Below are 24,287 nucleotides of genomic sequence, written 5' to 3'. Positions count from 1 at the left end.
TGCAATTGCATCTCTTTTTTTGTGACTAAAATAGCCTTAAAGAAAACTTGGCAGCAAGATCAGGCCAATAATAATCGCAAATAATAACCACTTTGATGCGTAGTAGAGTGGGCGGTTACGTTCTTTTAAGCCACGGCCATAGTGATGTACCGCATAGCCATATTTGAAGATGCGATTGATAAAGCCAGTTTTGTCCTGATCATCATTTGGTGAGCTTGCCGCTGACATGACATTACGACCGAACCAGTGGTTGAACTTTTGTGCCCAGCCCCATTTCATTGGACGTTCAATATCACAGAACAGGATAATACGTGTTTCATCGGTCTTATTCTCAGCCCAGTGTACGAAGGTTTCGTCAAATACAGTCGCTTCACCATCTCTCCAGCTATAACGCTCCTGATCGACTTCAATGAAGCAGTCATCGCTATTTGGCGTGACTAAGCCAAGATGATAGCGTACAGAACCTGCATAAGGATCACGGTGCTTACCCAGATAACTTCCAGAAGGAAGTTCGGTAAACATCGCTGCTTTTACTGATGGAATGCTTTCCAGTAAGGCAACGGTTTTGGGACAAAGTTGTTGTGCTGACGGATGACTATCTTGATACCATTTCAGATAAAAGCGTTTCCAGCCACGTTTAAAGAAAGTGTTAAAGCCAGCATCATTATTTTTTTCAGAGGCTTTAATCTGATTCTGTAGTTGAATGGCTTCCTCGCGAATTACTTCCCAATTATCTTGTAGCGGTTTGAGTTCAGGGAACTGAGCCACATCAAAGAAAGGTTGGTTCGGCAATTTGGAAAAGCCCGTCATAAACATGTTGATCGGCGCTAAAAATGTCGAATGGTCAAATAATTGTCGAGATGCTTTTAAGCGCTCTTTACCGCGTAAATAGGTATATAAGAAGCTGATTAAAAATACGGCAACGATAATCACTGCGTACATAACACAATCGTCTAAGAAAAAATAAAGGCGGTTATTTTAGCACAAAAAATATTTGGAAGAATGCAGTCAGAAAAGCAACTTTATAAGATAAAAAGGCACAAATTGAATGGTATTTCAGATGATCGGGATCGGTTATCCACAGATCATCTGAAATTAAGTGCTTAAATTTGATTATTTACATCATCATGCTTGGTTTCACGAATCAGTAAAAAGGCAATTAAAGAAAGGATCGATGCGCAACTGAGATATAAACCGACGGCACCTAGACCATAACTTTCAGCCAGCTTCGTCGCAATATAAGGCGCAAAAGAAGCACCGAAAATACCTGCCAGATTAAAAGTTAATGCAGAGCCGGTATAGCGTACAGAAGTCGGAAAGATCTCTGACAATACAGTCCCAATTGGCCCATAGGTTAAACCCATAATCGCAAGACCGATACACAGGAATAAGAATACCAAGAATGGACTACCTGAGCCTAATAGCGGTGCAAAGCAAAGTCCGAATAATGCTGAAAGGACACAGACTGCAATCGATGTATTCTTACGACCAAACTTCTCTGCAAGAATGGCAGAGAGCGGAATAAACGCAGCAAAACATAAGGTCGCAACCAGTTGCAAGACTAGAAACTCACCGCGTGCATAACCAAGTTTTGTAGTTCCCCAGTTCAGGGCAAAAACTGTAGTGAGGTAAAACACCACAAAGGTACAGATTGCTGCGATGGTACCAAGGATTAACATTGGCAAATGTTTGGTCATGACTTCCTTGAAAGGTACATTCACTTCTTTTTGCTTATTCAATACCTTTTGGAACGCAGGTGTTTCATGCAGTTTTAGACGGATATACAAGCCAACCAAGACCAATACTGCACTGGCAATAAATGGAATACGCCAGCCCCAAGTCATAAATGCCTGTTCAGACATAAAAGCATTGAGCAGTAAAAAAGAACCTGTTGCGAGAATAAAGCCGATTGGCGCACCGAGTTGTGGGAACATGCCATACCAGGCGCGTTTGCCCTCTGGCGCGTTCTCCGTAGCTAGTAAGACTGCGCCACTCCATTCCCCACCGAGACCTAAACCTTGACCTAAACGGCATAGCGCGAGAAGCAGGGGAGCTGCAAGACCAATCTGTGCATAAGTTGGCAACAGACCAATACAAACCGTAGAAATACCCATCGTTAGCAAGGCTGCAACCAAGGTTGCTTTACGTCCGATCCGATCACCAAGATGGCCAAAAATAGCAGCGCCGATTGGGCGTGCAATAAAGGCGATGGCAAATGTTGCTAGTGATTTTAGAACCGCAGCGCCATCGCTACTTTCTGGGAAAAATAAATGTGGAAAAATGAGCACAGCTGCTGTGGCATAGATATAAAAGTCAAAAAACTCAATCGTAGTACCGACAAGGCTGGCAAATAATACCCGTACTTTTGAATTGCTGGCCACTTCTGGGGTGGCAGTCGTAGTGCTTGACGACATACAAGAGACCTTCATGTTATTCGTTCAAGAAACAGAAGTCTGTCTTGAAAAATTCCTTTTGAATATGCAGTTTTACTTAGAAAAACTGAATGCTATATATAGACTTATAATACATAACAGTAGATTGCTAAAAAGTGTAATCCTGCCCCTAGTAGCACAAAAACATGCCAAATTGCGTGGGTATATCTTACCTTTTTTAAAGCATAAAACAATGTGCCGATGGTATAAGCCAACCCGCCTGCAACTAAGAGTTGTATCGCATCCTTACTCAGATAACGTTGCATATCATCCATCACCAAAATCGCTAACCAGCCCATCAATAGGTAAGCTGCCAAGGAAATCTTCTGGAAGCGGTGGATAAAGACCAGTTTAAAAAGAGTACCAATGAGGGCAATCACCCATAGCGCAATCAGTAAATAATGGGCTTTGGCGGTTGGAATCGCAATACTCAGAAATGGTGTATAGGTGCCTGCAATCAAATAGTAAATAGCAGTATGATCCAGTTTTTTATACCAATAGCGCTTACGTTCATCCACAGCAAAGTGATACAGCATAGAACTCGCAAGCAAGAGGACTAGACTAAAGCCATAGACCCATAGACTCATCCATTGGCCTAAGGGGAGAGAATGTCCCTTAATGATAAGAAAAATTGAAGCAATTAAGGCAAGGACAGCACCCAGCCCATGACTATAGGCATTAATCAGTTCTTCTTTTGGGTCATAGTCCAGTAGTGTTTTTGAGTTCATCAAGCGATCAGGTTGCATAAAAATACAACTGTATCGTAATGCAATTTCCCTTTTAAAGTAAGACGCTTTAAAATTTAGTTTCTATTTGTCAGGTTTTCATTATGTTTGCGCCGAATTTTTCTTTTGAACAAGAACAGCAGTTTTTCTTGGATATCCAGCAATCTATTGAAAATAAAAGCTTTGATCGCCTGATATTGAGTCAGTACAAAGGCGATTTGGCACAATTAGAAAAAATGACTTTTCGTATGATTGAATTGCAGGGACAGGCAACATTGTCCTGTTTATACCATCACACCACGCAAGACATCACTAAAAACTATTCGATTACCGAAGGGTTGGAAAAGATTGCTGAATTGTTGGCACAATCTAAACAGGCAAATTTATTTACCTTGAATCAAGACATACAGCTTAAGAAAAATAAAAAGAAAGCGATGTTGAATAGCCAGAAAAAACAGGCAGCGACGGACAAGGTTGAACAACAGCAACATAACCGTGAAAAGCAGCGTTATGTACAACAGCAAAGCCCATTCTTAAAACATCTTGGTATTACCGATGAAAAAGGGCAGATCGTGCCAAGCATGGCGCGAAAATGGAAACAGATTAATAAATTTATTGAAATCTTTTCCAATGCCTATGAGCAGATCGATGCTTCACAGCAAGAATTAAATATTGTCGACTTTGGTTCAGGTAAAGGCTATTTAACTTTTGCGTTATATGACTATTTGCAAGCACAACAGAAAACGCCTTTAATCACTGGAGTTGAGCTGCGTTCGAATCTGGTGGAGTTCTGTCAGAATATTGCTGATCAGGTTGGTTTTAATCACTTAGACTTTTTTGAAGGCGATGTTCGTACCTATCATCCAGAAAAACTGGATGTGATGATTGCTTTACATGCTTGTGATATTGCGACAGATTTTGCCATTCATACAGGGATTCGCCTCAATGCATCGATGATCATGTGCGCGCCGTGCTGTCATAAAGAGCTACGTCCGCAATTACAAAGTCCAGAGGTGTTACAGCCCATGCTTCAGTTTGGTATTCATGCAGGCCAGCAGGCAGAAATGTTGACCGATACCTTGCGTGCTTTATTACTAAAAGCCTATGGCTATGAAACCAAAGTCTTTGAATTTGTATCTTTGGAACATACCAGCAAAAACAAAATGATTCTGGCGACCAAGCGCAAAGATATTCAGCAGCCTGATGCCAAAATTATGCAGCAGATTCAAGCGTTAAAAGCAATGTATGGCATTGAGAAACACAGTTTGGAACTGTTATTACAAGATCAAATGCCAGTCGAGAATATAGGTTGTAAGTGTTAATGACATTCGAGGGAAATATGCTACGCGTTCAACAGGGAAGTTGGGATCAATTACAGCGTGATGCCAAATTGATTCGAGAGCAAGTTTTTATCGTAGAGCAAGCCATTCCAGAACAGGATGAGTGGGATGAACAAGATGCGATCTCACAACACTTTGTGATTTATGATCAGGAGCAGCCGATTGCAACAGCACGATTATTACAAAATAATAGTGTGGGGCGGGTTGCAGTACTCAAAGCCTATCGAGGACAAGGGATTGGTCAAATGATCATGCAAGAGATTCTGGCCTATGCACGGCAGCAACATCGCGCATTTCTTCATTTGTCATCGCAAGTGCATGCGATTTCATTCTATGAGCAGCTTGGTTTTGTAGTGCAAGGAGAGGAATATGATGAGTGTGGTATTCCACATATTGAGATGATCATGCCAATCACAGGAATGCTTTGACCTATAAGATTGGCACCTATCATTGTTCTGACTACTGCTTAGTTTGTGCATCCACTTCTGAGCTTGCAGGAGAGGCTTCCTGAGAAAGCTCTTTTTGTTGTTGTGCCTTACGCTGTGCCCCAGGCATGTAATCTGGTTCTTGGGTCATTGCTAAATAGAAAAAGCTTAAAAAAATGGTACTGAGCACCCCAACAATGATGACAAATTTCCATCCCAATACGGTTTCATTTGAATCTTTTTGTGGGGATGGTTGCTTATTCATAATAAATTCCCAAATAAATAAAAAATAAAAGCAGATTTTGCGCCTTTTTAGCCGCTGTTGCCAAGTATAAAAATGGGAATGTGAATAATGTTGGGTTAGAGAAAGCTTTCAAAATAGAAAATTCGACGGAGATGTGAGACAGGATGAGCATGATCAGGCTTATCCTGTCTCAATATATTATTGATGATTCGACAAGAAGGATTTAAAGTTTATTCCAGTCTTCGATGGCTTGTAAGCCAACGTCTAAGCCGACATCGTAGCTATAGCGGATTTTGGCCTTATTCTTGGTGAGTCGACCTGCCATATTTTTCAGATCAGGTGGGCAAACTTCCAGAATTTTTTGTCCTGATGGTGTGCGCACAAACTGAACTGAATCATTGTAGCGCTGTGTTCTGGACAATAGACTCTGCGCAAAGCCATGATTTTCCTTGAATAGATATTTCGCAAGGAACTGATCGCCTTTACTACTGGCCTTATAGTAGTTCTGAGGGCGGGTTCTTAACACCATCAATTTCGATACATCATGTTGTTGTGCTGCCCAAAGTACAGGCAAGGCATCTGCTACGCCACCATCGAAATAAGGTTCCCCAAATACCTCAACTGCTTGGCGCGTCAATACTGGAATTGAGCTAGAGGCTCTTAGACCATCCAGAATATTGTCTTTGGAAGCCTTGATATAAGTGGCTTCACCCGTAATGGCGTGAGTAAGTACCATATAAAATTCAGGATGATTCGCAAATAAATGTGCCTGATTCAAAGGATGTTCGCTTTCCACGATATCCCACATCCATTTTAAATCGAGCAGATCACCGCCTTTGAAGAAACGGCCATAATGAATAAATTCGGTGCGAAGCGAATGATCTAAATAGATCTCAAGCGTGCGGCCTTGTTGTGCGGCCAGATAGTTGGCGACATTGGTTGAACCAGAAGAAACACCAACACAGAGATCGAAGGGATTAAACTGTTGCTGTAAAAATGCATCTAAGACACCGCTGGTGAATGCACCTCGCATTCCACCGCCTTCAACGACCAGTGCCTGACGATTTTGTTGAAGCATTGAATATCTCGAATAACATGATAAATCCCTGTTTAACAGGATTTATCATGTTCGACAAGCATTTTAGTGATTGTGCTGATGTGTTTCCGTGCTGGTTTCAGACATCATTGACGATTGTGACATTTCAGACTGAGGTGCCACTTTATTTTTGTTCATTGGCATATAGTCTGGCTCATTATTCATGGCTAAATAGAAAACCACCATAAAAATGAAGCTTAGAATACAGGTGATAATTAATGCTTTCCAACCCCACGGTGAGGTTTCTGGACAGAGTTTCTCAGACATAAGATAGTTCCAAAGGACAAAAAAATTAAAGCAAAACTGTTGGTGGTTATAGCATAAATCGTGATGTAATGCTCGAAAGTTTTGCTACGGCATTGTCGAAACTAGAAAAAAGCCCGTATAGACAATGAGTTCCATACGGGCTGATATGCAATGCAGAGAGAACAAAATTATTGGATAATTTCTTTTCTCTGAGCAAGGTCTTTTAACAGTTGCGGTGGCACAAAACGTTCACCATATTGGCCTGCCAGTTGTTCTGCACGTTGCAATGATTGCTCAATTCCATTCTGATTCAGGAATTGAATCGCTCCACCAGTCCACGGTGCAAAACCAATTCCAAAAATTGAACCGACATTAGCATCAATCACAGACTCTAAAACACCTTCTTCATAGCAGCGTAAAGTATCCAGTGCTTGTACAAACAGGAAGCGGTCAATCATATCCTGTTCAGTAATACTGTTGTCTTTCTGCCAGCGGCTGAGTCCATCCCATAAATGCTTTTTGCCATTTTCTGGATAGTCATAGAAGCCCGCACCCGCCGCTTTACCTTTACGGTTCAGCTCGTGAATCATGGTATGAACGACTTCATCAACAGGGTTTTTTGGCAAATCTTTACCTTCAGCTTGTAATGCTTTACGGGTTTCACCAGCCACATGTTCAGTCAAAGTTAAAGAGACTTCATCTTGAATTGCGAGTGGGCCAACTGGCATACCTGCTTTCAGTGCAGCCATTTCAATTTTTGCAGGATGAACGCCTTCTGCAAGTAAACGCATACCTTCCTGAATAAAGGTTCCGAACACACGGCTGGTAAAGAAACCTCGGCTGTCATTGACGACGATCGGCGTCTTGGCAATTTGCTGCACAAAGTCATAGGCTTTTGCCAATGTGTCCGCAGAAGTCTCTTTGCCTTTAATAATTTCAACCAGTTGCATCTTATCCACTGGACTAAAGAAGTGGAGTCCAATGAATTTCTTGGCATCTTTACTTGCCGTTGCCAAACCCGTGATTGGTAGGGTTGAGGTATTTGATGCAAAGATTCCATCTTCCGCCAAGTACTGTTCAGCTTCTTGTGTCACTTTGGCTTTCAGTTCCTGATTCTCAAATACCGCTTCAATAATCAAATCACAGCCTTGCAGATCTGCTGCATCAGCGGTTGCAGTAATTAGCGCTAAAACCTGATCACGTTTTTCTACCGTCATACGACCTTGAGAAACGCGTTTATCGAGTAGTTTTTGCGAATAGGCTTTACCTTTTTCTGCATTCTCAACTGATACATCTTTGAGTACCACAGGAATGCCTTTGATTGCCGTCGAGTAGGCGATACCTGCACCCATCATCCCAGCACCCAATACACCGACTTTAGTGGCTTGCCATTTTGCAACATCCGCAGGACGACTTGCACCTGATTTGATGGCATTCAGACCATGCCAGAAGGTACCGATCATATTCTTGGAAACTTGACCTACAGTAAGCTGGGTAAAGTAACGCGATTCGATACGCAAAGCGGTATCGACATCGACTTGTGCACCTTCAACCGCAGCGGCCATGATTGCTTCAGGCGCAGGGTAGCAACCTTTGGTCTTGTCGCGTAGCATCGCAGGAGCAATCGCAAGCACTTGAGCTACAGCAGGCGTTTTCGGATCACCACCCGGGATTTTATAGCCTTTAACATCGAAAGGTTGTTGCGACTTGGGATTGGCTTTGATCCAAGCAATCGCTTTGTCTAAAAGTTCTTGTTCATTCTCGGCAGTATCATGTACCAGACCCAGTGATTTTGCTTTATCGACACCAAATTGCTTTCCTTCCATCAAGAATGGAAACGCATTTTGTAGGCCAAGCAAGCGGACCATACGGACAATACCGCCACCACCAGGCAGCAAGCCTAAAGTCACTTCTGGTAGACCAAACTTGGTTTTTGGATCATTGATCGCAATACGATAATGACAGCCTAAAGCAATTTCCCAACCGCCACCGAGCGCTGTACCATTCAATGCAGCAACAACGGGAACTCCTAATGTTTCAATGGCACGTAAATCGCCCTTGAGCTCTTCGATCATTTTGAAAAATTCAGTCGCATGTTCAGGTTGTACTTGAATCAGCTCATCTAGATCACCGCCTGCAAAGAAAGTTTTCTTGGCAGAACGGAAAATAATGCCTTTCAGATCAGTTTCAGCTTTGAGCTTTTGGCTGACTTCTTGGAGAGATTCACGGAATTCTGCATTCATGGTATTGGCAGATTGACCCGATGAATCAAGGGTAAGAATTACAATATTGTCAGCGTTTTTTTCGTATTTAATAGCGCTCATATATCATCGTCCAATATTTTATAAGCTTTGTTGCAAGTCATCTGTTTATCTGTATTTATGAAAATACGCATAGCAGGGTCTTGTTTAGCTCTCATCTAATTTCAGGATAAACCTTCGGTTCGACCTACTTTTGTTTAGGCAAAAGTAGGCAAAACCATTGTCATTCGCAAAACCTGTTCAATTTCTTCATTTATACAATTGATCGTAGAAACAACAAATTGCGGATACTATGCAGGTTGCGAATGACCTTTCCGAGTATCATATTTCAGGGAATGCTGGGTGTTTATACAACTTCAATAATAGTGGCGATCCCCATTCCACCACCCACACATAATGTGGCTAAGCCACGTTTTTTACCTTGACGCTCTAACTCATCAAGTAAAGTTCCTAAAATCATGGCACCCGTAGCACCGAGTGGATGGCCCATCGCAATTGCACCACCATTGACATTGACTTTCTCAGCAGGAACTTTGAGTTCATTGATAAAGCGCATCACGACCGCAGCAAAAGCTTCATTAACTTCAAATAGGTCAATATCATCAATCGTTAAACCTGCTTTAGCTAAAGCTTTACGCGCAGCAGGGGCAGGGCCTGTCAGCATGATTGTTGGGTCTGTACCGACCAAGGCAGTTGCCAGTACTTTGGCTCGTGGTTTTAAGCCTTGTTCTTTGACTGCTTTTTCAGAAGCCAATAACACCACAGCAGCGCCATCAACGATACCTGATGAGTTGCCTGCATGATGCACATGGTTAATTTTTTGCGCTTCTGGATATTTCTGTAATGCAACGGCATCGAAGCCCATTTGTCCCATCATTTCGAAGCTGGCATTCAGTTTTGCCAAACCTTCAACTGTGGTCGCACCTCGAATAAATTCATCTTTTTCTAAAATCAGCACCCCAGAATGATCTTTAACAGGCACCACTGATTTGTCGAAATAACCGTTGGCTTGAGCCGCAGCTGCTTTTTGCTGTGAACCGACTGCAAAAGTATCGACATCTTCACGGCTATAGCCATCTAAAGTGGCAATCAGATCAGCGCCAACCCCTTGTGGAACAAAAGACGATTTTAAGTTGGTTTCAGGATCAAGTGCCCACGGACCACCATCAGAACCCATTGGAATACGTGACATCGATTCAACGCCACCTGCGACAACGACATCTTCCCAACCTGAACGGACTTTTTGTGCAGCCAAATTGACAGCTTCTAAACCAGATGCACAGAAACGGTTGATTTGAACGCCTGCAACATCATCATTCCAGCCAGCCGCAATCGCTGCGGTTTTGGCAATATCACCGCCTTGGTCTGCAATCGGGGTGACGCAACCTAAAACGATATCATCTACTTTTGAAGTATCGAGTTGGTGGCGTTGTTGTAATTCATTCAGTAATGATGTGAGTAAAGTAATCGGTTTGACTTCATGCAGTGAGCCATCTTTTTTTCCTTTTCCGCGTGGCGTGCGAATGGCATCAATAATGTAGGCCTCGCTCATAGGTTTTCCTTGTATCACCTTAAAATTGTTGTTTATCGAGTGTACTCAATTTAAGTGTCAGCGCAATGATGATAAACATTGGCAAGTTTGATGTTTTTCGCCAATCTAATGACTTGATTGAAAAATAGGTTCATCAGTACACTAGCCAACCATAAATAAAATATATTGATTGGATGAAATTCATTAATATTATTGGTACGACAGGCTCTGGTAAATCTACACTGGCCCTTGAGTTGGCAGAAAAAACAAAATTACAAAACATCGAACTTGATAATTTACTCTGGCTGGATGATTGGCAAGAATTGTCAAATGATGCTTTATTTTTGAAGTTAAAAGTCGCGATGGAAAATGCTGAGACTGGGTGGGGATAGATGAAATTTATTAATGTTGTAGGGACCTCTGCTTCTGGAAAAACAACCTTTGCCCGTCAGCTCGCTCAAAAGCTAGGGGTGGCACACATTGAAATGGATGATTTATTTTGGCTGGATGATTGGCAAGAACATCTGATCAGGAGTTTTTTGCTAAATTACAAAGTCAAATGAATCAGGCACCTAGAGGATGGATACTTGATGGCAATTATTCTCGAACACTAGATTTAAAGGTTAAATATATTGATACGGTTATTTGGCTGGATTATTCATTTTCATTGAACCTGTACCGCTCAGTTAAACGAGCAATTGCTCGCGCGGCAACACAAAAAAGACTATGGCCAAACTCGAATAATCGAGAAAGTTTCAAGACCAGCTTTCTGTCTAAGGACTCTATTATTTTATGGATGATCACTCATCACGCTAAAAACCGTAAAAAGTATTTAGCCATGATCAAAGATCCTCAATATCAGCATATTCAATTTATTCGTCTGACTTCGCCAAAACAGACGGAAGCATTTTTAAAGCAGATGAAGGCAGAGTGATGTATATCAAAACAAAAGCCCAGTGCTTGTTTAGGCATCAGGATAAGGTGTTATTGTCTTATGGTTATGACCCTGCTAAAGATGAAACTTATGATAAAGATAAGTGAAAGAACTGGTTATAGGGCGATTCAGTATATTCTGCAAACGCCGCGCCTTGAACAAAACCAAACTTTTTATAAAGGCTAATTGCAGCATTAAAGTGAGCATCTTTGCCTGTTTCTAAACTGACGCGTTGATATTGACGTTGTTGAGCAACTTTCAATAAATACTCCAGCAATTGCTTTGCAACACCTTGACGTAAATGATCAGGATGAGTCCGCATAGATTTGAGTTCAGCATGTTGAGGTGTCAGTTCTTGAATCGCGCCACAGCCAAGAAGCAAATCGTTATTCCAAAGGGTATAAAAGCTTATAGAATCGTTTTGTAGATGGGAGAGATCTAATGCAAAACTATGTTCAATAGGTGTGTTCTGATGCAGACCATGCAAATGGATATGGATCAAATTTTGAACTTGGGGATGCGTGAAGTCGCCTTTTTTTATAATCATTGTTGTTCAAGCTTATCGTAAAATTAGGCTTGATTATTACCATAATTTTAAACAAGTGTTCAACCATATCAGGCTGAACACCCGTTTGGAAACAATTAGCTATGATGTCCGTGCAGCTGACGATATAAACCAGGGGTAACACCTGTCCATTTCTTAAAGGCACGGTGGAACGTACTGGTTTCACTAAAGCCGACTTGTTGCGCTACATCTTCAAGCGTCAAGTTTGGTGTGAGTAATAAATGAATCGCAGCATCACGACGCAAGGCATCTTTAACACCTTGATAGCTTTTACCTTCGGCAGCTAAACGACGACGCAAAGTTTGTGGTGATAAATACAACATTGCAGCAACATCGTTGAGTGTTGGCATTTCTTCGCCGATCTGACTCTTTAATACATCACGAATACGTGAGGTAAGTGAGTTAGTATTTTTAAATTTCACCAGAAGTTGGGCAGGTGCTGCTTTTAGGAATTCCTCTAAAGTCTTTTCATCTTGACGGATTGGCAGATCAAGATAATCAGCAGCAAAGGTAATCTCTGTACGTGGCGCATCAAACTGCATCACGGGCGCAAAGAATAATGCATCGTATTCATCGGCATGGCTTGGGCGTTCATAACCAAAATGAACACGTTCTAAAGGTAAACGACGTTCGATTAACCATGAAGCAAGACCATGCCAAATCATTAGCATACTTTCAGTAATGAAATGGTCGGGATCTAAAGCTTTAGGAATGTGGGGAACCAAACGCGCTTCATGCTTGTCGCGTTCCAAGCTTACTGACCATTCATCTCCAAATAGTTTGTAGAATTGAGAGGAGAGTTCGAGTGCCTGTCCAAGTGTCTTGGAATGGATGATCAATTGACACATGATTGCGAATGTGCCCAAGCGACGAGGCTGTACATCGAAACCAACGTGTTCGTCTTGGGTAACCATCCATAACATTTTTACAAAACGGGTGTACTGCTCAGGAGAGATTCGAGCTTTCGGTTGACGGAGTAATTCTGCTTCTATACCGACATGTGAAAGTAATGTTTCAACGTCCATGCCTAGGCGTTTAACACCTGTTAAAGCCGCATTCACGAAGTGGATGCTGATCGTATCACGGCTCATATTGAATCCTTCAGTTTCTTTACTATTCACGATAATTGACCTAAATAACCGTCTAAAATATCAAATTGAGCAATTGACAAGAAAATTATCTGCTCATTGTATACATGTTAAATTGCCGAAACTATCAAGGTAAATGGCTGAACATGACATTGTTTTTGTGTTTCTTCACACCTAGTATAAAAGAAAATTTGAACAAATTGAGTAAAAATTATCATGCCATCTGCTCTAAAGGGATTGAAAGTCCTAGATTTTTCTACTTTATTACCTGGGCCATTTGCCAGTATGTACCTTGCGGACATGGGTGCAGAAGTTATCCATGTTGAATCTCCAACACGTCCTGACTTGGTACGGATAATGCCACCCTATGCGAACGGACAGGCCACTGCACATAGTTATCTCAATCGAAACAAGCAGTCGATTGCACTCGATCTAAAAGATGCAGCCAATATTGAACTGATCAAAACTAAAATTTCCGAGTTTGATATTGTGCTGGAGCAGTTCCGTCCCGATGTAATGCGCCGTCTAGGACTGGACTATGAAACTTTAGCCGAGATTAACCCACGTCTTATCTATTGTTCAATTACTGGATATGGTCAGACAGGCGCTTATAAAGATCGGGCAGGGCACGATATTAATTACTTGGCACTTGCGGGCATTTCCGGACACAGCGGTCGTCAAGACAGTGGGCCACCACCTTTAGGGATTCAGATTGCCGATGTGGCTGGCGGCTCGCTGCATGCCGTGATTGGTATACTTGCGGCTGTCGTTGAACGCCAACGCAGCGGTCTGGGACAATATATTGATATTTCCATGACAGATTGTGTGGCAAGCCTCAATAGTATGGCTGCTTCCGCAAGTCTGGCAGGGCAGACACCGCAAGCGCCTGAGGCCGGCATGCTCAATGGTGCGAGCTTCTATGATTATTATGAAACCAAAGATGGTCGCTATTTCTCTGTAGGAAGCTTAGAGCCACAATTTATGGCTGGCTTGGCAGCTGCTTTAGAATTGCCTTTATTACTGGCAAAAGGTGCCTCTTTTGATCCAGAAGATCGTCAGGCGGTAAAACAAGCGCTACAAGATAAGTTTAAGACCCAGAATTTTTCAGAATGGCAACATTTGTTCCAGAGTCTAGATATTTGTGTAGAACCAGTTCTCAGCCTAGATGAGGCTTTGGATTCACCAATCGCTCAGCAACGCGACTGGGTTGTAGATGTCCCTGTATCTGAAAACTCGGATCAAACCGAAGCGCAATTGGCCTGTCCAATCAAGTTTTCTCGTTCTCAAATGAAGTATGCATTCATTGGTCAGGGGCTAGGTGAAGGCAAATGGTAGAAAATATGTGCGACTAATCACTAATTGTTAAAATATTGTACAGATTGTTAACATTTTGAATAAGTTGTAATTTAAAAATAAGAGTAACCTTTTATACACAATAACATAAAAGGTTACGTAAACATGACAATCTCGAAGTCATTGATTGTTTCTTGTTTATCCGTTCTATCATTGAGTCTTTTTGCACAACATACTCAAGCCGCGTCATCAGCCTTTGATCCGAATGGTCAATGGCTATTTGGTGATTGGAACGGTCAACGCACGGCGTTGCAAGAACAGGGTTACAAATTTTCTGCTGATTACACTGGTGAATTCGCAGGGGTTTTAGATTCTAAACAGCATTCAAGCCATGGCAGTGAATTTACTGGACAATTGGCTTTAGGTACACATTTCGATCTAAATAAAATTTTAGGTTGGCAAGATACAGAAGCACAGATCACGGTCACTTATCGTGATGGTCAATCTTTATCGCAAACGGCTGATGCATTACAGGGCCATTTGAGTTCTACACAAGAAGTGTGGGGGCGTGGTCAAACTTGGCGTCTAACAGACTTGTGGATCAAAAAGAAATTTTTAGATCAAGCTTTGGATATTAAAGTCGGTCGTTTTGGCGAAGGTGAAGATTTCAACAGCTTTGACTGTGATTTCCAGAACTTGGCTTTATGTGGTTCACAAGTGGGTAACTGGGTAGGTGACCAATGGTACAACTGGCCTGTGAGTCAGTGGGCATTGCGTGTGAAGTACAACTTACAGCCAGATCTATATGCTCAAATCGGGGCTTATGAATATAACCCTGAAAACTTGCAACGTGGTAAAGGCTTTAATTTAAGTACTGATGGTTCACATGGTGCGATTATTCCAGCCGAAGTGGTCTGGACACCAAAACTCGGTGCATTGTCTTTACCGGGTGAATATCGTTTTGGCTACTACTACAGTACGGCTGATGCAGCAGAAATTGAGAATCCTGCCAAAACTGGACACAAACAAGGTGGCTGGTTCACTGTGAAGCAGCAGTTAACTCGTCATGACGGTCAGTCTGATCGTGGTTTAACTGGTTTTGTGAATGTCACAGTACATGATTCAAAAACCAATTCTGTCAAAGACATGCAAAATGTTGGCTTGATCTATAAAGGTTTACTTGACCAACGTCCGCAAGATGAACTTGCCCTAGGGGTAGCACGTATTCATGCCAATGATGATGCAAATGGTTTGTTGGATGAAGAATATAACACTGAGTTGTATTACGGCATTCACGCAACCAACTGGTTGACGATTCGTCCGAATATTCAATATGTCCACCATGTTGGCGCATTGAAAAATGGCGATAAGACATGGGTTGGCGGGATTAAGTTCCAAACCGTTTTCTAATTTCGATACTCGAGCAATTGTGCAGATGAAACTCATAAAGTGGGCCGTATCTGCACCATACTTGTTGTGATTTGAACTTCGACCATTAAGTGGATCATTCATCTTCTTAATGGATCTAAAAATACAAAAGATGCAAGGTGATCTTATGAATCAATCTGCTTCAAAATCTGGGCTAAGAACATTGACGGTGATTATTATCGCCCTCATTGCGCTGTTCTTGCTCATTGGCGGTATCTGGCTCGCTGCCATTGGCGGGTCTTTTTATTATGTGATTGCAGGTGTGCTGTTGCTCATTGTGGCAGTACAACTCTATAAACGTGCATCAGGCCCTTTATGGGTGTATGCCGCGCTCATGTTAGGCAGTGTGATCTGGGGTGTTTGGGAAGTTGGTACAGACTTCTGGGCACTTGCACCACGTCTAGATATTCTGGGTATCTTAGGTCTTTGGTTACTTGTTCCTGCGGTAACACGCGGTATTGATAATCTGGCATCAAGTAAAGTGGCCTTATCTTCAACTTTAGCGATTGCTATCGTGGTGATGGTGTACTCGATCTTTAATGATCCACAAGAAATCAATGGTGTGATTCAGACGCCACAACCTGCGCAAGCGAAAGCGGTTGAAGGCATTGCACCTGAAGATTGGCCAGCTTATGGTCGTAGTCAGGGTGGTGAACGTTATTCTCCATTGACACAGATCAATGATAAAAACGTCAAAGATCTTAAAGTGGCTTGGACATTACGTACCGGTGATTTCAGAACTGAAAATGATTCAGGTGAAACCACCAACCAAGTAACACCAATCAAGATTGGCAATAACATGTTTATGTGTACGCCACATCAACATTTAATCTCGATTGATCCTGCGACAGGTAAGGAAAAATGGCGTTTTGATCCTAAGCTTAAAACGGATAAAACCTTCCAGCACTTAACTTGTCGTGGTGTAATGTACTACGATGCTGCCAATACCACTGAATTTGCAACCAGTTTACAAGCGAAGAAGTCGACCTCAACAGAGTGTCCACGTAAAGTCTTTGTTCCTGTGAATGATGGTCGTTTAGTTGCAGTGAATGCAGATACTGGTAAAGCATGTTCTGACTTTGGTCAAAACGGTGAAGTGAACTTACAAGAGTTCATGCCATATGCGTATCCGGGTGGTTATAACCCAACATCTCCGGGTGTTGTGTCTGGTACGACCGTTGTTATCGCTGGATCTGTAACAGATAACCATTCGAATAAAGAGCCATCAGGTGTTATTCGTGGTTATGACGTGAACACAGGTAAATTGTTGTGGGTGTTTGATACAGGCGCTGCTGATCCAAATGCAATGCCGGGTCAAGACACAACATTTGTGCATAACTCACCAAACGCATGGGCGCCACTTGCCTATGATGCAAAACTGGACATCGTGTATGTACCAACAGGTGTAGGTACGCCAGATATCTGGGGCGGTGACCGTACAGAATTGAAAGAGCGTTATGCAAACTCAATGCTGGCGATCAATGCAACCACAGGTAAACTGGTATGGCATTTCCAGACCACACATCATGATTTGTGGGATATGGACGTACCATCACAACCTTCATTGGCGGATATTCAGGATAAATCTGGTCAAACAGTGCCTGCAATTTATGTGTTGACTAAAACAGGTAATGCCTTCGTTTTAGATCGTCGTAATGGTCAGCCAATTGTACCGATTACTGAAAAACCAGTGCCGCAAACAGTGAAGTGGGGACCACAAACCAAAGGTGAGTTCTATTCTAAAACTCAACCATTCTCTGACTTTAACTTAGCACCGAAAGATAAATTGACGGATAAAGACATGTGGGGTGCCACAATGTTTGACCAGTTAATGTGTCGTGTGAAATTTAAACGTCTGAACTATGATGGTATTTATACGCCGCCTTCAGAAAACGGAACTTTAGTTTTCCCTGGTAACCTCGGTGTATTCGAGTGGGGCGGTATGTCTGTGAATGCTGATCGTCAGGTTGCAGTCATGAACCCGATTGGTTTGCCATTCGTGAGCCGTTTAATTCCAGCAGATCCAAACCGCGAGCCAGTTGCGCGTGGTGCGGGTACAGAACAAGGTATGCAACCGATGTATGGCACACCATACGGCGTTGATATCAGTCCGTTCCTGTCGCCATTCGGTTTGCCATGTAAACAACCTGGCTGGGGCTATGTTGCTGGTGTGGACTTGAAAACCCATGATGTAGTTTGGAAAAAACGTATCGGTACCATCCGTGACAGCTTGCCGAATCTATTCCAGTTACCGCCAGTGAAAATTGGTGTACCAGGTTTAGGTGGTTCAATCTCGACTGCGGGTAACGTAATGTTCGTTGGTGCAACTCAAGATAACTACATCCGTGCATTCAATGTTTCAAATGGCGACAAGTTATGGGAAGCACGTTTACCAGCAGGTGGACAAGCAACTCCAATGACTTATGAAGCCAATGGTAAACAGTACGTCGTGATTATGGCGGGTGGACATGGTTCATTCGGCACGAAAATGGGTGATTATCTCGTGGCTTATGCTTTGCCAGATAAGAACTAATTTCATTTAAAAATGATAGAGAAAAGCTCAGATTCGTCTGGGCTTTTTCTTTTTATGGCAATTAGATAGGCTTATCAATAAAACCGTTATTAAATATGCAAAAAAAGCATTTTGTTGATGAATGAAAGCTCGCTATGCTAGTCGCCTTTATAATGAATGACTAGCCATACGCCATGTATTTATATACGGATTTCGATCAACAACTGATTAACCAACGTGTTGCTCAGTTTCGTGATCAAACAGAACGCTATTTAGCAGGAAAATTAACAGAAGACGAATATCGTCCACTACGTTTGCAAAATGGTTTATACGTGCAGCGTTATGCGCCAATGCTCCGTATTGCTGTGCCGTATGGCTTGATGAATACCAAACAACTCAGAAAAATTGCTGAAATTGCGACGGAATATGACCGCGGTTATGCACATGTTTCAACGCGTCAAAATATTCAGTTAAACTGGCCTGCATTAGAAAATGTGCCTGATATTCTTGCTGAACTGGCAACAGTGCAAATGCATGCGGTACAAACTTCAGGTAACTGTATCCGTAATACCACCACCGACCAGTTTGCGGGTGTTGTAGCAGGTGAGATTGCTGATCCACGTCCAACGTGTGAATTGATTCGTCAGTGGAGTACCTTCCACCCTGAATTTGCGTTCTTACCACGTAAGTTCAAGATTGCAGTTTCAGCATTGCAAGAGAAAGACCGTGCTGCAACAGCATTCCACGATATCGGTGTATATCTGGTGCGTAATGACGCGGGTGAAATGGGCTATAAGATCATGGCTGGCGGTGGCTTAGGCCGTACTCCAATCATTGGTAGCGTCATTCGTGAGTTCTTGCCACGCGAAGATTTAATTGCTTATCTTGAAGCGACCCTACGTGTATATAACTTGCATGGTCGCCGTGATAACAAATACAAAGCACGTATCAAGATTTTGGTGAAAGCATTAACACCAGAAGTATTTGCTCAAAAAGTAGAAGCTGAATTTGAACACACGCGTGAAGCTTTGAAAATTCAACCTGAAATCTTGAAAAAAATGGATGAAGAATTTACACCATTTGATTATCAGGATCTGGACGATCAAGACTTTACGGCTTTATTTGCTGAATATCCTAAATTCAAGCAATGGTTCAACGTCAATACCAATGCACATAAAGTGAAAGGCTATCGTATTGTTACGATTTCCCTGAAACGTGCAGGGGTTGCGCCAGGTGATGTTACTTCTGAAGAAATGAACTTAATTGCTGATTTGGCGGATAAGTACACCTTTGGTGAGTTCCGTACCACGCATGAACAAAACATTTCATTGGTGGATGTACCACAAAAAGATTTATTTGAATTGTGGCAAACGCTTGAACATCACAACATGGCACGTGCGCATATCGGCTTTATTACCGATATCATTTGCTGTCCGGGTGGTGATTTCTGTTCATTGGCGAATGCGAAATCGATTCCAATTTCAGAAGCGATTAGCCGTCGTTTTGAAGATTTAGATACCATCTACAATCTTGGTGAGCTTGACCTGAATATCTCGGGTTGTATGAACGCTTGTGGTCATCACCATGTCGGTAATATCGGTATTCTGGGTGTTGATAAAAAAGGTGCTGAGTTCTATCAAATCACTTTAGGTGGTCATGCGGATCATGATGCATCTTTAGGCGATATTTTAGGCCCATCTTTTGCTGCTGATGCTGTACCTGATGTGATTGAAGAAATCTTGAATACTTACCTTGATTTACGTAATGAAGGTGAGCGTTTTATTGATACCTATCGCCGTGTTGGCATTCAACCATTCAAGGAGCGTGCTTATGCTTAATACATCGCTACAAGTGCTTTCTAAAGATGGCACAATTGCAGACAATACTTATCAAGTCATTGCAGAAGATGGTGCGCTTCCACAAGGTGATGTTGTATTAACAACGGCACAACTTGATCAATTGGCACAGGTACAAGGCAAAAAAGCATTGTACATTACAGTAAACGATTCACCTGAAACCCATCAATTTCCACTCAATGAATTTGATGCAATCTTCATTGAATTTGCTGGTTTCAATGATGGTCGTGGTTATTCATTTGCTGCCTTGTTGCGTCGTCAAGGCTACCAAGGTGAATTGCGTGCGGTCGGTGATATCTTCAAGGATGTTTTAAATTATTTAAAACGTTCTGGCTTTGACACTTTTGTGGTGAAAGAAGGTAAGGATATTCATGAAGCCGCTGCTGGTCTTCAGGATTTTACCAATCCTTATCAGGCGTCAACTGCCGTACCTCAAGCAAGTTATCAGACTGGGGCTTAAGCCTTCTGAAATAAAAAAGCTGAACTTTGGTTCAGCTTTTTTATTTGATGTCGATTATTCATCAAGCTGACAATTGATCATCCATTTGATCCCGAACTGATCGGTAAAAGCGCCGTAGAGTGCACCCCAGAAGGTTTTTTCCAAGGGCATTTCAACTTGACCATTGACGGACAAGGCATCGAAAAGTCTTTGAGCATCCTCAAGTTCATCAGGATCTAGATTAATAGAAATATAATGATTGTTGCCTTGAGTAAATACGCTATGCGGGGTGCAGAATTGATCGTTGACATCCGAAGCCATCAATACGGTAAATTCATTGATAGGTAGGGAAACATGTAGAATCAAGTTTTTATCAGCATCAGAAAGTGTGATTCCTTCTGTGGGTGGCATATCACCATAACGGCTGAGCATGGCAAACTCACCGCCAAATACAGATTTATAAAAATTAAATGCCTGTTCGGTTTGTCCTTTAAAATTTAAATAATGATTGAGTTGCATGGGGGACGTCCTGTTGTTTTTTTATACAAAATATAACTTATCGGGAATTGCGCTATAGGTGCATTATTTTTTGTAATTCTCAAAACAAAAAATCCTGCGCTTGGCAGGATTTTTGGGTCATCAAATTGCTACTTAGATCAATTCAATTGCAACCGCTGTTGCTTCACCACCACCGATACACAAAGCTGCAACACCTTTTTTGCCGCCTGTGCGTTTAAGTGCATGAATCAAAGTAAGAATGATACGAGAACCTGTAGAGCCAACAGGGTGGCCCAATGCACAGGCACCGCCATTGATATTCACTTTTTCTGCATCTAATTTGAAGTCATCAATTGGGCACATGGTAACCATTGCAAATGCTTCATTGATTTCCCAAAGGTCAACTTCTTGTGCATCCCAGCCCGCTTTCTTCAATACTTTTTCAATTGCGCCTACAGGTGCAATCGTAAACTCAGAAGGGTGTTGTGAGTTTGATGCAGTTGCAATAATTTTTGCCAAAGGCTGTAAGCCACGTTGCGCTGCAACATCGCTAGACGTTAAGACCAGTGCAGATGCGCCATCTGAAATCGAGCTAGCATTTGCTGCGGTAATCGTACCGTCTTTTGCAAAAGCAGGTTTAAGTGATGGGATCTTGTCAATTTTTGCACTAAGCGGTTGTTCATCTTGGTCAACAACCACATCGCCTTTACGCGTTGAAACCGTTACAGGCACGATCTCATCTTTAAAATAGCCTTCAGTAATTGCTTTTTGCGCGCGGTGTAAAGAACGAATCGCGAAGTCATCCATTTGTTCGCGAGTATAACTACGTTGATTTGCCATGTCCTGAGCAAAAGAACCCATCAAACGACCAGTTTCAGCATCTTCCAGACCATCTAGGAACATATGATCTTTAATTTCGCCATGGCCCATACGGTAGCCACCACGTGCTTTAGGAAGAACGTATGGTGCATTGGTCATTGATTCCATACCACCAGCAACGACGATGTCTGCACTACCAGCCTTGATCATATCTGCTGCTTGCATCACCGCTTTCATGCCAGAACCACAAAGCTTATTAATGGTGACTGCACCTGTAGAATCTGGTAATCCTGCCTTACGCATTGCTTGGCGAGCTGGGCCTTGTTTGAGACCAGCAGGTAATACGCAACCCATGATGACTTCTTCTACATCAGTGGGTTGTAGGCCAGAACGGGCAATTGCTTCTTTAATTGTTACTGCACCTAATTCAGGCGCTGTTACGCCAGAGAGTGCACCTTGGAAGCCGCCCATTGCAGTACGAGCGCCATTAACAATTACGATGTCAGTCATTATGTGTCTCCACACTTATAATTTATAAAAAATGTTCCAAACTTAAGCAGTATATTAAAAAAAGAACTGGAATAAAGCGTTTTACTTTTTTTAAGCTAGACTGAGGAGTTTTTAACAGCTGGATATTTTCTCAAAGCGAATATTTCCCATGCGGCTTAAGCGTATTTTACTGTGATAGTCAGGTGACGTTGAACAATAGGTAAAGCTACCATTTGCAGCAAAGGGGAGTCCATTTTCTCCCTGAAAAATGATCGCATAGGGCGTCGCACCAAAAGCACTATAATGTAGATGACCATATTTGAGATTAAGTGATACGGCAAAGAGTAAAGGTTCATTGTGATCTCGTTTTCTATTCTTATTGGTGTCAACAAAGCCGATAAAGCCCTTATTCCAGTCTTTGCTACAGTCAATCAGGTCATTACTTGGGCACAGCATCACATTTTTATGGTAAAGCTGTGCATCGGTTTTTGCTTTTTGTATGTGAATTGTGAGGTTTCTTTTTAAATGATTTGCTTCACCTGAAACCATTAAGTCGCGAAAATATGGTAGGGCGATATAGCTAAGAATGGTCAGTATACTGATAATGATAAGCAATTCACCCAATGTAAATCCATGTGGTCTAAACATGTTTTTCCTGTCTATTTTTATTAACTTTTTTATTAACAATATGTTAAGCATAAACGTTATTTGTTTTAATAAAAAACACTAACAAATAAGTTAAATATTACTTAAACATAGATTGATAAACAATAATCTATTCGCCGATGTATGAAAATTGAAAATTTACGGAACTACAACGGAAATTGTAAGCAATTTTGTCAATAATTTACGAGGTTAAAGTTATCAAGCACTTGGAAAATTCATCAAGTGTTTGTATGATTCAAAGTGAAGTGAATGGCTTAAAAATAATGTTGTAGAACATTAATGTTCTCAGTACGAAAAATCATAGGCTGAGCTTACACAACAAACAATTGTTATCTCTGGAGGATATCCATGAAATTGAGTCGTATTGCACTTGCTATGCTTGTTGCTGCTCCTTTAGCTGCTGCTAATGCTGGCGTAACAGTAACTCCATTAATGCTTGGTTACACATTCCAAGACACTAAACACAATAATGGTGATAAGTATTTAACAAATGGTCCTGAAATTCAGGATGATTTGTTTGTTGGTGCTGCATTAGGTATCGAGTTAACACCTTGGTTAGGCTTTGAAGCTGAATATAACCAAGTTAAAGGTGATGTTGACGGTACTGTTGCTAACGCTGAATACAAACAACAACAAATCAACGGTAACTTCTACGTTACTTCTGATTTGATCACTAAAAACTACGATAGCAAAATCAAGCCATATGTATTGTTAGGTGCTGGTCACTACAAATATAAATTTGATGATGCTACTGCTGCTGAATTCGGTCGTGCTGGTCGCGGTTTGAAAGAAGAAGGTACTTTAGGTAATGCTGGTTTTGGTGCTTTCTGGCGCTTAAACGATGCTTTATCTCTTCGTACAGAAGCTCGTGGTACTTATAACATCGATGAAGATTTCTGGAACTATACAGCACTTGCTGGCTTAAACGTAGTTCTTGGTGGTCACTTGAAACCTGCTGCTGCAGTAGTAGAAGTTACTCCAGTTGAACCAACTCCAGTTGCTCCACAACCACAAGAGTTGACTGAAGACCTTAACATGGAACTTCGCGTATTCTTCGATACGAACAAGTCTGACATCAAGCCACAATACAAGTCTGAAATTGCTAAAGTTGCAGAGAAGTTAGCTGAATACCCGAATGCGACAGCTCGTATTGAAGGTCACACAGATAACACTGGTCCACGTAAGTTAAACGAACGTTTATCTTTAGCGCGTGCTAACTCTGTTAAATCTTCACTTGTAAACGAATACAACGTTGATGCATCTCGTTTGTCTACTCAAGGTTTCGCTTGGGATCAACCGATTGCTGACAACAAAACTAAAGAAGGTCGTGCTATGAACCGTCGCGTATTCGCTGCGATTTCTGGTAGCCGTACTGTTCTGGTACAACCAGGTCAACAAGC

22 protein-coding genes and 1 pseudogene are annotated in these 24,287 nt (G+C 41.9%); 10 read left to right on the top strand and 13 right to left on the bottom strand.

Features of this window, described 5'->3' with window-relative positions; translation table 11 throughout:
* Window positions 1-36: 36 nt before the first annotated feature.
* The 3 genes from lpxO to trhA all read right to left on the bottom strand — a co-directional run bounded on the left by lpxO (window position 37) and on the right by trhA (window position 3,160).
* On the bottom strand, window positions 37-942 hold the full coding sequence (gene lpxO / locus A9Z07_RS14560; protein ID WP_004775434.1) for a lipid A hydroxylase LpxO: 906 nt from the start codon (window positions 940-942) through the stop codon (window positions 37-39).
* Window positions 943-1,103: 161 nt separating this feature from the next.
* A complete protein-coding gene (locus tag A9Z07_RS14555) occupies window positions 1,104-2,414 on the bottom strand; it encodes an MFS transporter (protein WP_004775433.1) in 1,311 nt (436 codons plus the stop codon).
* A gap of 104 nt (window positions 2,415-2,518) precedes the next feature.
* Window positions 2,519-3,160, bottom strand: coding sequence for a PAQR family membrane homeostasis protein TrhA (gene trhA / locus A9Z07_RS14550; protein ID WP_032811078.1), 642 nt, complete (start codon window positions 3,158-3,160; stop codon window positions 2,519-2,521).
* A 101-nt stretch (window positions 3,161-3,261) separates the two neighbouring features.
* On the opposite strand from trhA, the gene A9Z07_RS14545 reads away from it, so the two are divergent.
* Together A9Z07_RS14545 and A9Z07_RS14540 are read left to right on the top strand one after the other, a co-directional pair.
* Window positions 3,262-4,479: a class I SAM-dependent methyltransferase gene (locus A9Z07_RS14545; protein WP_069579591.1), complete on the top strand. Its 1,218-nt coding sequence runs from the start codon at window positions 3,262-3,264 to the stop codon at window positions 4,477-4,479.
* A gap of 17 nt (window positions 4,480-4,496) precedes the next feature.
* Window positions 4,497-4,925 carry a GNAT family N-acetyltransferase gene (locus tag A9Z07_RS14540; RefSeq protein WP_069579593.1) on the top strand — a complete coding sequence of 143 codons (429 nt, stop codon included), beginning with the start codon at window positions 4,497-4,499 and terminating at the stop codon, window positions 4,923-4,925.
* A gap of 31 nt (window positions 4,926-4,956) precedes the next feature.
* Here A9Z07_RS14540 and A9Z07_RS14535 read toward each other — a convergent pair whose 3' ends face one another.
* From A9Z07_RS14535 to A9Z07_RS14515, 5 genes are all read right to left on the bottom strand, one after another.
* Window positions 4,957-5,187, bottom strand: a complete 231-nt coding sequence (locus A9Z07_RS14535) for a hypothetical protein (protein WP_069579589.1) — start codon at window positions 5,185-5,187, stop codon at window positions 4,957-4,959.
* A gap of 202 nt (window positions 5,188-5,389) precedes the next feature.
* Window positions 5,390-6,244 carry a patatin family protein gene (locus A9Z07_RS14530; RefSeq protein ID WP_069579586.1) on the bottom strand — a complete coding sequence of 285 codons (855 nt, stop codon included), beginning with the start codon at window positions 6,242-6,244 and terminating at the stop codon, window positions 5,390-5,392.
* Window positions 6,245-6,307: 63 nt separating this feature from the next.
* Entirely contained in the window at window positions 6,308-6,529 is a 222-nt protein-coding gene (locus tag A9Z07_RS14525; RefSeq protein WP_047429412.1) for a hypothetical protein, read from the bottom strand.
* 167 nt (window positions 6,530-6,696) lie between these two features.
* On the bottom strand, window positions 6,697-8,832 hold the full coding sequence (locus A9Z07_RS14520) for a 3-hydroxyacyl-CoA dehydrogenase NAD-binding domain-containing protein (RefSeq protein WP_069579584.1): 2,136 nt from the start codon (window positions 8,830-8,832) through the stop codon (window positions 6,697-6,699).
* A gap of 283 nt (window positions 8,833-9,115) precedes the next feature.
* Window positions 9,116-10,321 (bottom strand): acetyl-CoA C-acetyltransferase, encoded by a 1,206-nt coding sequence (locus A9Z07_RS14515; RefSeq protein ID WP_069579580.1) that lies wholly within the window; start codon window positions 10,319-10,321, stop codon window positions 9,116-9,118.
* A 173-nt stretch (window positions 10,322-10,494) separates the two neighbouring features.
* Between A9Z07_RS14515 and A9Z07_RS14510 the strand changes: the two genes are divergently transcribed.
* Window positions 10,495-10,692 (top strand): hypothetical protein, encoded by a 198-nt coding sequence (locus A9Z07_RS14510; RefSeq protein WP_081406440.1) that lies wholly within the window; start codon window positions 10,495-10,497, stop codon window positions 10,690-10,692.
* Window positions 10,693-11,234 (top strand): annotated as a pseudogene (locus A9Z07_RS14505) (adenylate kinase).
* 88 nt (window positions 11,235-11,322) lie between these two features.
* On the opposite strand, the gene A9Z07_RS14500 reads toward A9Z07_RS14505, so the two are convergent.
* Together A9Z07_RS14500 and A9Z07_RS14495 are read right to left on the bottom strand one after the other, a co-directional pair.
* On the bottom strand, window positions 11,323-11,781 hold the full coding sequence (locus A9Z07_RS14500) for a GNAT family N-acetyltransferase (protein ID WP_004775411.1): 459 nt from the start codon (window positions 11,779-11,781) through the stop codon (window positions 11,323-11,325).
* 95 nt (window positions 11,782-11,876) lie between these two features.
* Window positions 11,877-12,890 carry an AraC family transcriptional regulator gene (locus A9Z07_RS14495; protein WP_005259415.1) on the bottom strand — a complete coding sequence of 338 codons (1,014 nt, stop codon included), beginning with the start codon at window positions 12,888-12,890 and terminating at the stop codon, window positions 11,877-11,879.
* A gap of 213 nt (window positions 12,891-13,103) precedes the next feature.
* On the opposite strand from A9Z07_RS14495, the gene A9Z07_RS14490 reads away from it, so the two are divergent.
* From A9Z07_RS14490 to A9Z07_RS14470, 5 genes are all read left to right on the top strand, one after another.
* Window positions 13,104-14,222, top strand: a complete 1,119-nt coding sequence (locus tag A9Z07_RS14490; RefSeq protein WP_005259414.1) for a CaiB/BaiF CoA transferase family protein — start codon at window positions 13,104-13,106, stop codon at window positions 14,220-14,222.
* A 144-nt stretch (window positions 14,223-14,366) separates the two neighbouring features.
* Entirely contained in the window at window positions 14,367-15,590 is a 1,224-nt protein-coding gene (locus A9Z07_RS14485) for a carbohydrate porin (RefSeq protein ID WP_171067077.1), read from the top strand.
* Between the two features lie 145 nt (window positions 15,591-15,735).
* The gene (locus A9Z07_RS14480) at window positions 15,736-18,141 is read left to right on the top strand and encodes a glucose/quinate/shikimate family membrane-bound PQQ-dependent dehydrogenase (RefSeq protein ID WP_004775406.1); all 2,406 of its coding nucleotides are present in this window, start codon (window positions 15,736-15,738) and stop codon (window positions 18,139-18,141) included.
* Between the two features lie 173 nt (window positions 18,142-18,314).
* Window positions 18,315-19,958 (top strand): nitrite/sulfite reductase, encoded by a 1,644-nt coding sequence (locus A9Z07_RS14475; RefSeq protein ID WP_005259411.1) that lies wholly within the window; start codon window positions 18,315-18,317, stop codon window positions 19,956-19,958.
* Window positions 19,951-20,436, top strand: coding sequence for a DUF934 domain-containing protein (locus A9Z07_RS14470; protein WP_005259410.1), 486 nt, complete (start codon window positions 19,951-19,953; stop codon window positions 20,434-20,436). Before A9Z07_RS14475 ends, A9Z07_RS14470 begins: the two co-directional genes overlap by 8 nt.
* A 54-nt stretch (window positions 20,437-20,490) precedes the next feature.
* On the opposite strand, the gene A9Z07_RS14465 is transcribed toward A9Z07_RS14470, so the two are convergent.
* From A9Z07_RS14465 to A9Z07_RS14455, 3 genes are all read right to left on the bottom strand, one after another.
* Entirely contained in the window at window positions 20,491-20,934 is a 444-nt protein-coding gene (locus A9Z07_RS14465; RefSeq protein WP_069579578.1) for a VOC family protein, read from the bottom strand.
* 132 nt (window positions 20,935-21,066) lie between these two features.
* Window positions 21,067-22,242 carry a thiolase family protein gene (locus tag A9Z07_RS14460; RefSeq protein ID WP_004775399.1) on the bottom strand — a complete coding sequence of 392 codons (1,176 nt, stop codon included), beginning with the start codon at window positions 22,240-22,242 and terminating at the stop codon, window positions 21,067-21,069.
* Between the two features lie 111 nt (window positions 22,243-22,353).
* Window positions 22,354-22,869 carry a GspH/FimT family protein gene (locus tag A9Z07_RS14455; RefSeq protein WP_069579574.1) on the bottom strand — a complete coding sequence of 172 codons (516 nt, stop codon included), beginning with the start codon at window positions 22,867-22,869 and terminating at the stop codon, window positions 22,354-22,356.
* A 366-nt stretch (window positions 22,870-23,235) separates the two neighbouring features.
* Here A9Z07_RS14455 and omp38 point away from each other — a divergent pair.
* A partial coding sequence (gene omp38 / locus A9Z07_RS14450; protein WP_069579572.1) for an outer membrane protein Omp38 occupies window positions 23,236-24,287 on the top strand: 1,052 nt, incomplete at its 3' end.

It is taken from the genome of Acinetobacter sp. YK3 (assembly GCF_001729365.1).
GTDB classification, from domain to species: Bacteria; Pseudomonadota; Gammaproteobacteria; order Pseudomonadales; family Moraxellaceae; genus Acinetobacter; species Acinetobacter vivianii.
This window is presented reverse-complemented; position numbering and strand designations above follow the sequence as displayed.